Genomic DNA, 15,219 nt, shown 5'->3' on the forward strand with positions numbered 1-15,219 from the left:
CCCTAGCGCCGGCGGTGGTGAAACCACCACATGGCAAATCCGCTGAAACCCAGCACACAGAGAATCACCCCGAGCCCGTCGACGATAGCGAGGCCGAGCCAGCCGCCCAGCCGGCCGCTGTGCAAATCCAGCAATACCCGCTCCCAGGTCAGCCAGCGCACCCCGTCCGGCAGCTGGTCCGCAAGCGCCCGCGGCACGGCCGCGAGCGCTATCTGTAACCGCTCCGCTGCCGTCCCGGCCGCCGCAGTGAAGGCCATGGCGTCGAAATCCGCCCGGTACCACTGGCCGGCCGCGCGCAGCTCAACCTGGCCAGCCGCTGTCGCCAGCCCCTGCAGGGGCACCGGCAACCCGCTACTGGCGCCCAGGGCTTCGATCAGTTCGCCCTGCGGGGTGAGCAGCAGCAACTCCTCTGCGCAGGCGGCGTGTATCATCCCGGAGGCAATCGCGGCGCCAACCAGCGCACCGCGGCAGGCGGCAACGGGATGGTCGTCGAAATACAGGGTTTCGTCGTCCGGCCGCGACAGCCAGTGCTCGCCCAACTGGTAACCCTGCGCCGGCACTGTTTCGACACCGTAGAGCGCCCGCACCAGCGGGGACGACACCTGCCAGTGGTCAAGCCCCAGCCCGGAAGTGTGGTTCAGCGCGATGCCGCTGACCGCCAGCACCATCACCAGCAGGAACACGCTGAGACCGAGGCGCCGGTGCCAGCGCCACAGCAGACTGACCAGCCGCACCCTGCCGCGCATCAGGCGCCTACCTGGGAGTCCAGCCAGAGGGCGAGACGGGCCATGCGTTCGACCGCCCGCACGGACAGGGTCGCGCCGGTAATGCCGTCGACGTGGCGCGACAACCTGCCGCCGTCGGACAGGCTGACACCCTGGAACTGTTCGGTGAAAAAGGGATAGCGGATTTCCCAGCCGCGGCTCTCGCGAAAGGCCAGCACGGCCACGTTGAGGATACGGTCGCCCTCGACAGTCACGCCGAGGGTAATCGGCTCTTCCTTGCCGATATGCTCGAGTATCCAGGCGGTGCGCTCGCCCGCCTGCCAGTAGCGCATGCGCATGCCCGCCGGCGCCCAGCCCACCTGGTCCTCAGCGGCCTTGCGCCGCTCGGCGTTGAGCCAGAGGGTCTGCAACTGGGGAGCCTGGCCGGCGAAGGCGCTGGCGAGAAAATCGTCGCGGCTGAGGTATTCCTCCGCGGACAGGCCGGGGGCGAACAACACCAGCAGCGCCAGAACCAGCCCGGCACTGCGCATTGATGTCCTGTTGCCCCCGCGCAATGGCATCAGAAGCTCCAGCCTACCCCGAGGTTGAAGCCGTCGTACTGGTCGCGGCCGCGGGGTGCGTCCTGGATCTGGTAGTCGAGCTTGAACACCACGTTCTCCTCCAGCCAGTAGTTGAGGCCGAAATCCCACTCGTTGTATTCGGTGTCGCCGCCGCCGGCGGCCTGGTTGTCCCACTCGCTGTAGCGGGCGAACAGGCCGAGCTTGTCGAACACCCGCCAGGAGGGTTCCACATACCAGCCTTCCTGCTCGCTGGCGCCTTCGCGGAAGGCCTCGATGCCGTCATCGATATCCCACATGGCGGCCAGGGCGCGCAGGCCGAAGGGGCCGTTGTTGTAGATGAGGTGCGCCTCGTAGAGCAGCGCATCGACCTCGCTGTCCAGTTCGCCCTGGTAGAGGTCCTGCTGGTACTGCAGGGTGCCGGCGATTTCCAGGCCGGCGACGCCGGTGTATTTCAGGCGCGCGGTGTAGGCCGGGTCGGAGGCGTTGGCCTCGGCGACTTTCTGCCGACCGTCGCGAATGCTCCACTCGCCCTCATCGGGGTCGAGGAACAGGCCGGAGGTAAAGGTGGCGTCGTAGCTCAGGCCGGGGGCGATTTCACCGCTCATCGCCAGGCCGCCCTCCCACCAGGTGGTCGGGATGATGCGGGATTCGACATTGTTGCGCTCGGTACCGTAGAAGGTATCCGGCTCGTGGGTTTCATTGAGGATGCCGACCGGCATCAGGAACAGGCCGGCCTTCATGCGCTGGGCGCCGCCGAAGTTGTGTTCGATATAGGCCTGCTCGATCTCCACTTCGCCGCTGTCCTCGCCGCCCTCGACCAGGGCGTGCTCGATTTCAAATTCGGAATAGAAGCGGGTTTTCTCGCTGAACTCGTGGCCGAGGAACAGGACGAAGCGGTGCAGGTCCAGCTGGTCCTTGTCGGCGCCGCCGTCGCGGTCGTTGTCCAGGTTGTTGTAGTGCATCTCGGCGTAACCGCCCAGCGTGGTGCTCTGCGCCCAGCTGCTGCCGGCCATCGCGGCGCCCTCGACCAGGACGCTCTCCTCGACCATTTCCGCGGTGGCTTCCACCTTGACGTCGGTCTCCGCGAGTTTCATATCGGTGTCGGCCAGGCCCTGCTCGGTGGCGGCCAGCTGCCGCTGCAGCGCCTCGATCTGCGCCTGTTGCTTCTGGATGATCTCCCACATTTGCTCGGGAGTCGGGGTGGCCGCAGCGGCGGTCGCTGCAGCGCCGGCAAAAATCGCGGCCAGTACGGAGGCCCTCAGCTTGTCCATGGTCCTACCTCTTGGTGTTTTCTGGTGTGGTGTATGGCAATTGTTTAATTTTTGACCGATCAAAATCGGTGGAACGAATCTTAAATACAAGCTTTCTCATTTACAAGCGAGAACGCGACTCAGTAAACACCATTCTGGTTTCTCGTGCCACGGGTAGAGCGTGAGCCAGACCATTCCCACTGGAACCGTGAGGCGACAGGACGTCGCCGCCCGAGCCTGCACAGGGATGTGCGCTGTTTGGCGTGTTCCAGTGGGAATGGTCTGGATCGCGCTCGGCGGGAGGACTCCCTACCTCGGAGTCACCCAGGGCGATTAATTCAGCAAAATCGACTACTGGCACTCAAGCCGCTCATTCAGGGAATCGCAGCAACCCGCCGCCGCAGCTCCGGCACCACTTCCGCCTCGAACCAGGGATTGCGTTTCAGCCACAGCGTGTTGCGCGGCGAGGGATGCGGCAGGGGCAGGAAACGCGGGCCGAAATCGCGCCAGCGGCGCACCCGTTCGGTCAGGGTTTCCCGGGACCTGCCGAGGTAGTGGTTCTGGGCGTACTGCCCAATCAGCAACACCAGTTCGATCCGCGGCATCTGCTCGAGCAGTGCGGCATGCCACTGTGCGGCGCACTCGGGGCGCGGCGGCAGGTCTCCGGAGCGGCCGCGCCCCGGGTAACAGAAGCCCATGGGCACGATGGCGATGCGGGAGTCGTCGTAGAAGCGCTCGCGGTCCATCTGCAGCCACTGGCGCAGGCGGTCGCCGCTGGGGTCGTTCCAGGGAATGCCGCTGGCGTGCACCCGGGTACCCGGCGCCTGCCCGACGATCAGCAGCCGTGCCGACGCGCTCGCCCGCAGCACCGGGTTGGGCCCCAGCGGGAGGTCCTTCTCGCACAGCCGGCAGGCGCGCACCTCGCTCAGCAGGTCGATGAGTGGCAGGTTTTCAGGCACTGTTTCATACTCCTTTCGGGGGATTGGCCCGGTAGTAATGCAATTGCCGCCACCGGGTGCGGCTGGTAGTATCGCGCCCCTTTAAAACCCCCTCTGTTTCCAACGCCTGACAGCACTGCCGGAGCCCCTATGAGCCGCTTTTCCCTGTTCGATCTGGAACACCACGCGGAGTTTATCCAACGCCATATCGGCCCCTCGGTCAAACAGCAGGACAGCATGGCGCAGGCGCTGGGTTACCCCGGCCTCGACGCCCTGATCGACGACACCGTACCGGCGGCCATCCGCCGCGAGGCCATGGCCCTCCCCGGGCCGCAGCGCGAGACCGAGGTGATCGCGCGCCTGCGGACCCTGGCGGAGCAGAACGTGGTCAACAAGTCCTATATCGGCACCGGCTACTACGACACCATCACCCCGCCGGTGATCCAGCGCAACGTGCTGGAAAACCCGGGCTGGTATACCGCCTACACCCCCTACCAGCCGGAGATCTCCCAGGGCCGGCTGGAGGCCCTGCTGACCTTCCAGCAGATGATCATGGACCTCACCGGCATGGAACTGGCCAACGCCTCCATGCTCGACGAGGGCACCGCCGCCGCAGAGGCCATGACCCTGCTGCAGCGGGTCAACAAGAAGAACCGCAGCGCGGTCTTCATCGTCGCCGAGGACTGCCACCCGCAGACCATCGCGGTGGTGAAAACCCGCGCCCTGCCGCTGGATATCGAAGTGCTGGTGGGCGACCCGGAACAGCTCCTCGGCGCGACCGAGGCCTTTGGCGCGCTGCTCCAGTATCCCGGCACAAACGGTCATGTGCAAAATATTGCAAAGCTGACGGAAAAGGCCCACGCCGCGGGCACCCTGGTGGCGGTAGCGGCGGACCTGATGGCCCTGCTGATGCTGCAATCCCCCGGCGCGCTGGGCGCGGACGTGGCCCTGGGCAACACCCAGCGCTTCGGCGTGCCGATGGGTTTCGGCGGCCCCCACGCCGCCTATTTCGCCACCCGCGACGACTACAAGCGCTCCACCCCCGGGCGCATCATCGGCGTCTCCATCGACCGCCGCGGCAACCAGGCCCTGCGCATGGCGATGCAGACCCGCGAACAGCACATCCGCCGCGAGAAGGCCACCAGCAACATCTGCACGGCGCAGGCCCTGCTGGCGATCATGGCCACCTTCTACGCCATGTACCACGGCCCCGAGGGGCTGCGGCGCATCGCCCGGCGTATCCACCGGCTCACCGCGATCTTCGCCGCCGGCATGGATGAGCTGAGCTTTCCCCCGGAGAACGCCAGCTATTTCGACACCCTGACCTTTGCGGTGGGCGACCAGCAGGACGCCATCGTCCAGCGGGCGCTGGCGGCCGGTATCAACCTGCGGGTACTGGACGGCGGCCGCCTGGGCGTGTCGCTGGACGAGACCACCACCCGGGAGGACGTGGTCGCCCTGTGGCGGGTGTTCTCCGGCAGCGATGCCGTGGCCAGCATCGAGCAACTGGACAGCGCCATCGACGGGCATCCCGGCATCCCCGCGGAACTGCTGCGCGAAGTCGACTACCTCAGCCACCCCCTGTTCCAGGACTACCACTCGGAGACCGAAATGCTGCGCTACATGCGCTACCTGGAAGACAAGGACATCGCCCTCAACCGGGCCATGATCCCGCTGGGCAGCTGTACCATGAAGCTCAATGCCACCACCGAGATGCTGCCGGTGACCTGGCCGGAATTCGCCGGCATCCACCCCTTTGCCCCGGCGGACCAGACCAGAGGCTACCAGCAGTTGCTGCAGGAACTGGAGACCATGCTGGTGGAAGCCACCGGCTACGACGCCATCTCGCTGCAACCCAACGCCGGCTCCCAGGGCGAGTACGCCGGCCTACTGGCGATCCTGCGCTACCACCAGAGCCGCGGCGACCAGCAGCGCACCATCTGCCTGATCCCCTCCTCCGCCCACGGCACCAACCCCGCCTCGGCGGCGCTGGCGGGCATGAAGGTGGTGATCGTGGAGTGCGACGACAAGGGCAACGTGGACCTGCAGGACCTGCGGCTGAAGGCGCAGCGCCACAGCGATGAGCTGGCCTGCATCATGGTCACCTACCCCTCCACCCACGGGGTGTTCGAGGAGGGCATCATCGAGCTGTGCGAAATCGTGCACCAGCACGGCGGCCAGGTCTACGTCGACGGCGCCAACCTCAACGCGCTGGTCGGCCTCGCGGCGCCGGGCAAGTTCGGCGCGGACGTCTCCCACCTCAACCTGCACAAGACCTTCTGCATTCCCCACGGCGGCGGCGGCCCGGGCATGGGGCCGATCGGCGTCGGCGCGCACCTGGCGCCCTTCCTGCCCAGCAACCCGGTGAGCCCGGTGCCGGGCCTCGACGCGGGCAACGACGTGGTCTCCGCGGCGCCCTACGGCAGCGCCTCCATCCTGCCGATTTCCTGGGCCTATATCGCGCTGATGGGCGGCGAGGGGCTGACCGAGGCCACCAAGGTGGCCATCCTCAACGCCAACTACATCGCCCACCGCCTCAAGGACCACTACCCGATCCTCTACACCGGCACCAGCGGCCGGGTGGCCCACGAGTGCATCATCGACGTGCGCCCGATCAAGGAAGCCTCCGGGATTACCGAGGAGGACATCGCCAAGCGCCTGATCGATTACGGCTTCCACGCCCCGACCATGAGTTTCCCGGTACCGGGCACCCTGATGGTGGAGCCCACCGAGTCCGAATCCCTCTTCGAACTCGACCGTTTCTGCGACGCGCTGATCGCCATTCGCGGTGAAATCGCCGCGGTACAGGCGGGCGAACTGGATGCGGCGGACAACCCCCTGGTCAATGCGCCCCACACCCTCGCGGACGTGGCGGCGGATAGCTGGGACCACGCCTACAGCCGCGAGCGCGCCGCCTACCCGGTGGACTCCCTGCGCCGCTACAAGTACTGGGCGCCGGTCAACCGGGTGGACAACGTCTACGGCGACCGCAACCTCTACTGCGCCTGCCCCGCGATCGACAGCTACCGCGAAGAAGCCTGACGCTGGCGCCGCGGCGGCAGCGCGGCGCTCACACCAGACGGGCAGCGAGCGCCTTCCCGGTCCCAGGTCACCATCTCACTCACCCGCCCGCGCCGGCACCGGCGCGGCGTCGGCCACGCGCGGCCCGCATTCGGCGATGTCCCGCTCCGGGCACGGCAGGGCGGGCGATCTGCAGTGACCCGATATATTGATGTCATATTATTGACATCAAAAACCGCTTCGCTGAAAATAAAGCATGGAGCATAACTATGCAGCTCCAACCAGCCATCGGGAGCCAGTACCATGACGGAAACCGCCAAAGCCAGTTGTCCCTTCCACGACAATACCGACCGCCGCAAGTCCGCTGCCATCGCCCGGGAGAATACCCGCGCGCCGGAGGGCTCCCACTGGGTAAAGAGCGCCCTCCTGGCGCAGAAGGTCCTGCGCAACAAAAACGCACTGCAGGCCGGCGCCAGCGCCGAGGCGCTGAGCTACAAGAACCCCGAGCATGCGCCGGTGTTCTTCCTCGACGGCAAGGATCACTTCAACAAGCGGCGCAAGACCCAGCGCTTCCTGTCGCCGAAGGCTGTCGCCGACCAGCACTACCTGATCATGCAGAAATTCACCGACCAGCTGCTGGCGGAAATGCGCTGCAATGGCGGGGCAAAGCTGGAGGACGTCACCTTCGAACTGGCCATCGAGGTGGTCGGTGAAATCCTCGGCCTGACCAACAGCGACCAGGCCGAACGCGCCCGCCGCATCCAGCGCGTACTGTATTCCAGCATCGCCAACGCCAAACCCGGCATGGAAGCATGGCTGCTCAACCTCAAACGCATGTTCCACATGGGCATCTTCTACCTGAAGGACGTCCGGCCCGCGATCAAGGCACGCCAGGAATCCCCCCGCGACGACGCCATCTCCACCTACCTGGACGAGGGCTACAGCCACCTGTCGATCGTTATCGAGTGCCTCACCTACGGCACCGCTGGCATGCTGACCACCCGGGAGTTCATCCTGATGTGCGCCTGGTACCTGTTCGAGGATGCAGAACTGCGCGCGCGATTCATGAACGGCGAGGAAAAGGACCGGATGGCCATCCTGATGGAGATCCTGCGCCTGGAGCCGGTGGCCGCGATGGTCATGCGCCGGGTGCACGAACCACTTGAGGACACGGACGGTTCCACCATCGCCTCCGGCGAGCTCTACGGTATCGACATCCGCGCGGCCAACGTCGACGAGGCGCTGGTCGGCGAATGCCCCTTCGCCCTGGACCCGGATCGCGCCCAGCGCATGCGCGACACCGGCCGCTACCTGAGTTTCTCGGACGGCCCCCACAACTGTCCCGGCTGGCAGGTGGCACTGCATGAAACACGCATCTTTCTCGAAGCCCTGTTCAAGGTGCCGGGACTGAAGCTGGAACAGGAGCCGCAGATGCACTGGAACCCGGCGCTCGGCAGTTACGAGCTGCGCGAGGTGCTGGTCACCTGCGATAAAAGCAGCGCCTGAGACCGGCGCACCCCCGCCGGCGCAACCTCGCGACAATCCAGCAGGACTGACCGCTGAAGCCCGGGCTCCCGCCCGGGCACTGCCGATTACTACCCGGCCCGCTCGCAGTGCCTTTCCCGCGCGCCCGCCCCGCGTTTTATTCACGCGGCCCAGGCGCAGCGACTTCCTGTACAATTACCCCCAAAGACTCCCGGCCGCAGCGCGGCGCCTCGCCCGAGTTGCGACTGCATCGAACACACAATAAAGAGAGCTCGCATGAAGAAATACCCGAAAACCACGGTACTGGCACTGCTCCTGCTGGTCTTTGCCGGCTGGAGTTACAGCTGGACAAGTACGCCTTACGGGCACCTCGACTACCGCGCCGCGGTCTCCCTGCACATGCTGAGTTTCGAACACGAATACCAGCCCGATCCCGATATCGATTTCCGCTTCAAGCTGCCGGTCAACCTGGTCTATACCTTCAGCGCCATGCTGCCGAAAAACGCGGTGGCGAAAGTCGAGGACCGGACCATTCCCGGCAAGGGCGTGGACGTCCCGGTGCGTATTTACTGGCCGCAAACCACCGCCAGCGATGCCGCGCCACCGGTCATCGTGTATTTCCACGGCGGCGGCTTCGTCGTCGGCAGCGTGGAGATTTTTGACCCGCTGACCCGGGAACTGGCGGATGTGGCCCAGTCCATCGTGGTTTCCGTGGATTACCGACTGGCGCCCCGCCACCCCTTCCCCGCCGCCGTGGATGACAGCTACGCCGCCCTGCAGTGGGCGGCGGCCAATGCGGCTGCCCTCGGCGGCGACCCCGATCGCTTGCTGGTTGCCGGTGACAGCGCCGGCGGCAACCTGTCCGCGGTCATCGCACAAATGGCCCGGGACAAGGGCGGCCCGGCCCTTGCCGGCCAGATCATGTACTACCCGGCGACCGACCTGACCAACGCCAGTTACGACAGCATGCAGCACTTTATCGACGGCTACGGCCTCTCCACCGAAGCCAAGCATGCCTTCAACCAGTCCTACATCGGCGATGTTCCCGAGAGCGGGCGGCGCAATCCCTACCTCTCCCCCCTGCTGGCGGACAGTCTCGCCGGCCTGCCTCCGGCGCTGGTGATCACCGCAGGCTTCGACCCCCTGCGCGATGCCGGACTGGCCTATGCAAAGCGACTGAAAGACGAGGGGATACCCACCGAGTCGATCCTCTATCCGCAGACCATCCACGGCTTCATGAGCATCCGGCTGTTCTCCGAACAGGCCCAGGCCATGGCGGCGACCGCGGCATTCGTCCAGGGCCTGGGCAAAAGCGATCGCCCATGAACTACTGGTTATTCAAGTCCGAGCCGGACGAATACAGCATCGACGACCTGTTCGCCGAAGCGGCCGGCAAGGGCCGCTGGGACGGCATCCGCAACTACCAGGCCCGCAATATCCTGCGCGACGCCATCGCCGTCGGCGACGAGGTGTTGTTCTACCACAGCAGCTGCAAGGTGCCCGGGGTCGCCGGTACCGCCCGGGTTGTGCAATCCGCCTATCCCGACCCGGCCCAGTTCGACCCCGACAGCCGCTATTACGACAGCAAGTCCACGCCCGACCAGCCGCGCTGGTTCTGCGTCGACATCGCCCCGCTGGAAAAATTTGCCGCGGTGGTGCCGCTCACCCGGCTGAAACAGCAGGCGGACCTGGCGGAGATGATACTGCTGAAACAGGGTCGCCTGTCGGTGCAACCGGTAAGCGCCGGCGAGTGGCGCAGCATCCGCGACCTCGCCCGGACCGGCTGAACCCTCAGCGACCGGGTGGCGCGGCCAGGGCCGCCCGGGCAAACTCGAGCGCCGCGCCGGCGTCCACCCGCACGCTGTAATCCTCGAGAAACAACTTGCCGACGACTTTTCCTGCCGGATCGATGACCAGCATCCCCGGGTAGGGAATACCGTAGGCGGCGTCCCCCGGCTGGTAGTCGCGATTGAGAATGCCCAGGGTACGGAAGGTCAGGGTGTCCACGTCGTGGAGAATGGGGTACTCGATACCCCACTGCGCCGCGAAAGCCCGCTGCACTTCCGGGTCGTCGTAGGTGATCGCCACCAGGGCGATTCCCGCGGCGTCGTAGGCGGCCTTGTGGGCCTGCAGCTGCACCAGCTGGCGCATACAGAACGGGCACCAGGCCACCGAGCGCGCCGCCACCAGCAGCGTGCCGGAGGGACCGGCAAATTCGTCGAGCAGGCGAATTTGCCGCCCCTGCCAGGTGGCGTTTACGCCGGGAAATGCCGAGCCAGGCAGCGGGCCGGGATCGAAGCTGTCGCTGTCCCCGGCGACAAACATGTCGCGGGTAAGCTGGTCGTAAGCGAGCTGCTTCAAGGGCGCACGGAAGGCCCAGAGCAGGCCCAGGAGCAGCGCAAAAACCACAAAAATCAGCCGTGTTTTCTTCATTTAGCATCCCGTATCATAATGCGGGCACCCCGTTGGTCGCGTAATTCTGGCGTTTTACCGCAGGAATGCTGCGACTGGAAGGCAGCTTGTTACCATGCGCCTCATCGAGGAGCCTGTGCAGACTCCGCAAATAACACTGCAGCGACCGTGCACAACACGGTCAGGACAGGAAAGGACAGTAGCACAACCATGCAAAGCCGCATCCTGAAAATTCTAGCCCCCGTCGCCGTGCTCGCTGCGAGCGTTGGCATTTATTCCCTGCTGCACGCCTCGCGTCCAGCGCCGGAAAAACACGAAGGCGTCTCGCATACCACCAGCGTGTATGTCGCGCCCGTGGTGGAAGCGAGCAGCGCCCTCGACGTGACGACGCACGGCGAAGTGCGCTCGCGGACGCAGATCGACCTGGTCGCCGAAGTCAGTGGCCGGGTGGTCGCGGCATCACCGCAGTTCGTGCGCGGGGGCCGCATCGAACCCGGCGTCCCCCTGCTGCAGATCGACGACACCGACTACAAACTGGCGGTCCAGGAAGCCCATGCCCGGGTTGCCGATGCGGAACTCGCGGTGCAGCAGGCGCTGGCGGACCAGGACGTGGCGCAAAAACAGCTGCGCAATTCCCCCAACCCCAGCGACCTCGCCCTCAAGCGCCCGCAGGTGACCCAGGCCCGGGCGATGCTGGAGGCTGCCAGGGCCGGTCTCGAACAGGCCCAGGTGGATCTCAAGCGCGCCTCGGTCAGCCTGCCCTTCGAGGGCCGGGTCGCGGAAACCTACGTACAGGTGGGCCAGTACATTAGCGCCGGCACACCGCTGGCCAGCGTCTTCGGCACCGACCTGGTGGAAATCCGCCTGCCCCTGACCGACAGCCAGCTGGCCGTGCTGAACCTGCCGATCGGCTATACCGCACCGGCGGGGGGCGGCCTGCCGGTCACCTTCAGCGCCCGGGTCGCCGGCAAGCAGCACCAGTGGCACGGCAAGCTGGTCAGGCTCGACCCCGCGGTGGACCCGGATACCCGGATGCTCTACGCCAGCGCCGAAGTACAGGACCCCTACGGCAGCGCGACCTCTGCCGACGGCATGCCCCTGGCAGTCGGCCTGTTTGTCGACGCCAGGATACAGGGTCGCGACATGGTGGCCGCGATGAACATTCCGGGCAAGGCGCTGCGCGCCGGCGATGTCGTCTACGTGGTCAACAGCGAAGGCCTGCTGGACATCCGCGAGGTGGATGTCGCCTACAGCAACGCCAGCAAGGCGGTGGTCCGCTCCGGTCTCAAGCCGGGCGAGCAGGTGGTGGTATCGGCGCTGCGCAATCCCATCCAGGGGATGGCGCTCACCACGGTTGCGGCGGCGGAGGGTTAAGTCATGCGCGGACTGATCGCCTGGTGGGTCCACAACCCGGTTGCCGCCAATCTGCTGATGTTCGGCATCGTGCTCGCGGGCATTCTCGGTCTCCTGGCGATCGAGAAAGAAGCCTTTCCCGACATCAAGATCAACCAGGTCAGCATCAACGTCACCTGGCCCGGGGCCAACCCGCAGGAAGTCGAGGAGCAGGTCATCGTCCGCATCGAGCAGTCGCTCGAGAACGTGGACCAGGTGTACCACTACTATTCCACCGCTACCGAGGGCAATGCCGAAATCCGGGTTTCCACCTACCCCAATATCGACATCAACGAATTCCTCAACGAGGTGAAGAACGCGGTCGACGCGGTCACCTCGCTGCCCGCGGATATCGAGCCGCCGCGGGTCCAGCGCCTGCAAAACCGCCAGGAAATGATCCGCGTAGCGGTCTACGGCAACGCCAGCGAGCGGGAGCTCACCCGGCTGGCGCAGGAACTCAAGGACGAGATCGCCGCCCTCCCCTACATCTCGACCATCGACCTGTTCGGCACCCGGGAAGAAGAGGTCAGCATCGAACTGTCGGAAGAGGCCATGCGCCGCTACGACCTCAACTTCCAGGAAGTGGCCAACGCCATTCGCGGCAACTCCATCAACCTGTCCGCCGGCCAGGTGCGCACCGCCACCGGCGACGTGCAGTTGCGCGCCCGCAACCTGGCGGACACCCAGCGCGACTTCGAGCGCATCATCGTTCGCCAGACGGCGGACGGCGGCGTGGTGCGGGTCGGCGATGTGGCGAAGGTGATCGACGGTTTCGAGGACAACGAGATCCTGACCACCCTGAACGGCGAGCCGGCGGTCCTGATCCAGATCAAGACCACCGAGAACATGCAGGTGGTGAAAGCCAGCGACGCGGTCAAGGCCTGGATGGCAGAAGCGGAACCGAACCTGCCAGAGGGGATAAAACTCAACCTGTGGTTCGACAACGCGGATATCTACAAGGCGCGCATGGGCCTGATACAGAATTCGGCGGTCCAGGGGCTCCTCCTGGTGCTGGCGGTGTTGCTCCTGTCCCTGCGGCCGAAAGTCGCGGTCTGGGTCACTGTGGGCATTGCCATCGCCTTCATCGGCACCTTCTCGCTGCTGCCGGTAAACGATGTCTCCATGAATGTCATGTCGACCTTCGCCTTCCTGCTGGTACTGGGGATCGTGGTGGACGACGCCATCGTGGTGGGCGAGAGTGTCCACCAGCACGCGCACCAGTCCGGCGGCGGCGCCAACTCCGCCATCGAGGGCACGGTCGCGGTGGCGCGGCCGGTGGTATTCGCGGTACTGACCACCATCATCGCCTTCGCGCCCTGGCTGTTCGTCTCCGGTGAGGCCTCGCAGATGACCCGGCAACTGTCGATTGTCATCACCGTCGCGCTGACGATTTCCCTGCTGGAAGCCTTTTTCATCCTCCCCGCCCACCTGCGCCACCTGGAACCGCGCGGCGAGCTGCACGGCCTGGCCCGTGTGCAACAGCGCGCCGAGCACAGCATCATCGATTTCGCCGACCGCATCTACCGGCCGGTGCTGGCCGCCGCGGTGCGCCGCCGCTACCTGACTGCCAGCGTGTTCATCGGCGCCTTCCTGGTCAGCATCGGGCTGTTCACCAGCGGCTGGGTCAAGTTCTACTTCATGCCGCAGGTGGAATCCGAACAGATCTTCATCAACGTCGCCCTCCCCGCCGGCACCCCCTATTCACGCTCGCTGGAGATCCTCTCCCAGTTACAGGAGGCGGAGCGCGAGCTGATCGACCAGGTCAACCAGGAGGCCGCGGAAACCGGTGAAGGCAGCGGCGAACTGATCGAGGGCTGGTACACCCGCGCGCGCCGCGACAGCGTGATTGCCATCGTCAACCTGGCGCCGGCCGAGGTGCGCGACATGTCGGCCCGGGAGGCCGCCGAACGCCTGCGCGACCTCGTCGGCGTGATTCCCGACGCGGAAGAAATCGAGGTGAACTATACCCTCAACGACAGCGGCGCCGACGTCACCTGGCTGCTGAAGCACCGCGACCAGGAGCTGCTGGCACGTGCGAGTCGCGACCTGATCCGCCAGACCAGCGGCTACGAAGGCACCTACTTCGTGCGCGACAGCCAGCGCGGGGAATCCGATGAAATCATCCTGCGGCTGCTGCCGGGCGCGGAAAAACTCGGCATCAATCTCGCCGACGTGGCCAGCCAGGTGCGCCAGGCCTACTATGGCGAGGAAGTCCAGCGCCTGCCCCGCGAGCACGGCGATGTCAAAGTGATGGTCAAGTACCCCAAGCAGTTGCGCCAGGACCTGACCAGCCTGAACCAGTTCCGCATCCGCACCGACGACGGTCGCGAACTGCCGCTGTTCTCGGTGGCCGAGATCGACCTCGCCAGCGGCGTACAGCGCATCCAGCGACGCGACGGCGAGCGCTACGTCCAGGTCAGCGCGGACATGGACCATGACTTGATGGGCAATATCGTCCGCGACCTGGAGGATAACTACCTGCCGCAACTGAAGGCCAAATACCCCGGGCTGGCAGTGCTCAAGGGCGGGCAGCAGGAAGAGGAGCAGGAGTTCTTCAACGAGATCTTCGCGCTCTACGCGGTGGCGCTGTTCGCCATGTACGCCCTGATCGCGGTCGCCTTCCACTCCTACTGGCTGCCGCTGCTGGTGATGACCGCCATCCCCTTCGGCTTCATGGGGGCGATCTTCGGCCACCTGATCTTCGGCATGCCGATGGCGATGTTCTCCTACTTCGGCATCGGCGCGGCGGCAGGGGTGGTGGTGAACGACAACCTGGTACTGGTGGACTACATCGGCCGCTTGCGCGAACAGGGCAAGCACCTGGTCGAAGCCATCGTCCAGGCCGGGGTCGACCGCTTCCGGCCGATCCTGCTGACCACCCTCACCACCTTCGTCGGTCTCGCGCCGATCATGGTGGAGCGCGCCACCGACGCCCAGTTCCTGAAACCGGCGGTGATCGCTCTGGCCTTCGGGGTGCTGTTCGCCCTGTTCGTCACGCTGCTGATGGTGCCCGCGCTGTATGCCATCGGCGGGGATTGCAGCCAGGCGATGGCGGCACTGAAAACCCGCCTGTTGGGCAAGCGCAAACGGGTGGGTGCCTGAGGCTACTGCTCTAATCGGTGGCGTTTGATCGTGTGGCGGCCTGGCGGCCTGGCGGCCGCTGCGTGGCCTGCGGGCGGGAAGGCTCTTTTACTCCATTCCGGGCGCTTGCGGCGCGTTTGCCTTTGGGTTCCCGGAATTGCTGCGTGGCTGCGGGGTTTTGAATGAGGTTTGAGATTACATGCTACTTGGCTGCACGGTAGCTGGTGGAGTGGGCTGGCGCATCGCGGTGGAAAGGCGGTTCCGCTGCAAGATCGAGTTCGCACCGACGCCCTCCAAGTCCGTAAAAGAGCCTTCCCACCCACTGGCAACGCGGGGGTAACCCCGGGCTTTCGCA

General features: G+C 65.6%; 11 protein-coding genes. 6 read left to right on the forward strand and 5 right to left on the reverse strand.

Annotation, left to right across the window (positions count from 1 at the left end):
* Positions 1-2 precede the first annotated feature (2 nt).
* The 4 genes from ACNKU3_RS08600 to ACNKU3_RS08615 form a co-directional block, all read right to left on the reverse strand.
* Positions 3-746, reverse strand: coding sequence for a PepSY domain-containing protein (locus ACNKU3_RS08600; RefSeq protein ID WP_418259004.1), 744 nt, complete (start codon positions 744-746; stop codon positions 3-5).
* Complete coding sequence (locus ACNKU3_RS08605; RefSeq protein ID WP_418259005.1) at positions 746-1,285, reverse strand: FMN-binding protein; 540 nt, start codon at positions 1,283-1,285, stop codon at positions 746-748. The genes ACNKU3_RS08600 and ACNKU3_RS08605 overlap by 1 nt, the downstream gene beginning before the upstream one ends.
* Positions 1,285-2,556: a porin gene (locus tag ACNKU3_RS08610; protein WP_418259006.1), complete on the reverse strand. Its 1,272-nt coding sequence runs from the start codon at positions 2,554-2,556 to the stop codon at positions 1,285-1,287. Before ACNKU3_RS08610 ends, ACNKU3_RS08605 begins: the two co-directional genes overlap by 1 nt.
* A gap of 353 nt (positions 2,557-2,909) precedes the next feature.
* Positions 2,910-3,494, reverse strand: coding sequence for a uracil-DNA glycosylase family protein (locus ACNKU3_RS08615; RefSeq protein ID WP_418259007.1), 585 nt, complete (start codon positions 3,492-3,494; stop codon positions 2,910-2,912).
* A 129-nt stretch (positions 3,495-3,623) separates the two neighbouring features.
* On the opposite strand from ACNKU3_RS08615, the gene gcvP reads away from it, so the two are divergent.
* From gcvP to ACNKU3_RS08635, 4 genes are all read left to right on the forward strand, one after another.
* The gene (gene gcvP, locus ACNKU3_RS08620) at positions 3,624-6,515 is read left to right on the forward strand and encodes an aminomethyl-transferring glycine dehydrogenase (protein WP_418259008.1); all 2,892 of its coding nucleotides are present in this window, start codon (positions 3,624-3,626) and stop codon (positions 6,513-6,515) included.
* Between the two features lie 282 nt (positions 6,516-6,797).
* Positions 6,798-8,000, forward strand: a complete 1,203-nt coding sequence (locus ACNKU3_RS08625; protein WP_418259009.1) for a cytochrome P450 — start codon at positions 6,798-6,800, stop codon at positions 7,998-8,000.
* A 255-nt stretch (positions 8,001-8,255) separates the two neighbouring features.
* Positions 8,256-9,305 (forward strand): alpha/beta hydrolase, encoded by a 1,050-nt coding sequence (locus tag ACNKU3_RS08630; protein WP_418259010.1) that lies wholly within the window; start codon positions 8,256-8,258, stop codon positions 9,303-9,305.
* A complete protein-coding gene (locus ACNKU3_RS08635; RefSeq protein ID WP_418259011.1) occupies positions 9,302-9,766 on the forward strand; it encodes an EVE domain-containing protein in 465 nt (154 codons plus the stop codon). Before ACNKU3_RS08630 ends, ACNKU3_RS08635 begins: the two co-directional genes overlap by 4 nt.
* A 4-nt stretch (positions 9,767-9,770) precedes the next feature.
* Here the strand turns inward: ACNKU3_RS08635 and ACNKU3_RS08640 are convergent, their stop codons facing one another.
* On the reverse strand, positions 9,771-10,412 hold the full coding sequence (locus ACNKU3_RS08640; RefSeq protein ID WP_418259012.1) for a redoxin domain-containing protein: 642 nt from the start codon (positions 10,410-10,412) through the stop codon (positions 9,771-9,773).
* 189 nt (positions 10,413-10,601) lie between these two features.
* Between ACNKU3_RS08640 and ACNKU3_RS08645 the strand changes: the two genes are divergently transcribed.
* Both ACNKU3_RS08645 and ACNKU3_RS08650 read left to right on the forward strand, forming a co-directional pair.
* The gene (locus tag ACNKU3_RS08645; protein WP_418259013.1) at positions 10,602-11,765 is read left to right on the forward strand and encodes an efflux RND transporter periplasmic adaptor subunit; all 1,164 of its coding nucleotides are present in this window, start codon (positions 10,602-10,604) and stop codon (positions 11,763-11,765) included.
* Between the two features lie 3 nt (positions 11,766-11,768).
* Entirely contained in the window at positions 11,769-14,885 is a 3,117-nt protein-coding gene (locus ACNKU3_RS08650) for an efflux RND transporter permease subunit (protein ID WP_418259014.1), read from the forward strand.
* Positions 14,886-15,219: the final 334 nt, after the last annotated feature.

Source organism: Haliea sp. E17, assembly GCF_048323675.1.
GTDB lineage: Bacteria > Pseudomonadota > Gammaproteobacteria > Pseudomonadales > Halieaceae > Mangrovimicrobium.

Bases quoted from the DNA above. Each gene is read 5' to 3' on its own strand.
- gcvP (WP_418259008.1), top strand. From the start codon at position 3,624: ATGAGCCGCTTTTCCCTGTTCGATCTGGAACACCACGCGGAGTTTATC.
- ACNKU3_RS08610 (WP_418259006.1), bottom strand. From the start codon at position 2,556: ATGGACAAGCTGAGGGCCTCCGTACTGGCCGCGATTTTTGCCGGCGCT.
- ACNKU3_RS08650 (WP_418259014.1), top strand. From the start codon at position 11,769: ATGCGCGGACTGATCGCCTGGTGGGTCCACAACCCGGTTGCCGCCAAT.
- ACNKU3_RS08600 (WP_418259004.1), bottom strand. From the start codon at position 746: ATGCGCGGCAGGGTGCGGCTGGTCAGTCTGCTGTGGCGCTGGCACCGG.
- ACNKU3_RS08640 (WP_418259012.1), bottom strand. From the start codon at position 10,412: ATGAAGAAAACACGGCTGATTTTTGTGGTTTTTGCGCTGCTCCTGGGC.
- ACNKU3_RS08605 (WP_418259005.1), bottom strand. From the start codon at position 1,285: ATGCCATTGCGCGGGGGCAACAGGACATCAATGCGCAGTGCCGGGCTG.
- ACNKU3_RS08625 (WP_418259009.1), top strand. From the start codon at position 6,798: ATGACGGAAACCGCCAAAGCCAGTTGTCCCTTCCACGACAATACCGAC.
- ACNKU3_RS08635 (WP_418259011.1), top strand. From the start codon at position 9,302: ATGAACTACTGGTTATTCAAGTCCGAGCCGGACGAATACAGCATCGAC.
- ACNKU3_RS08630 (WP_418259010.1), top strand. From the start codon at position 8,256: ATGAAGAAATACCCGAAAACCACGGTACTGGCACTGCTCCTGCTGGTC.
- ACNKU3_RS08645 (WP_418259013.1), top strand. From the start codon at position 10,602: ATGCAAAGCCGCATCCTGAAAATTCTAGCCCCCGTCGCCGTGCTCGCT.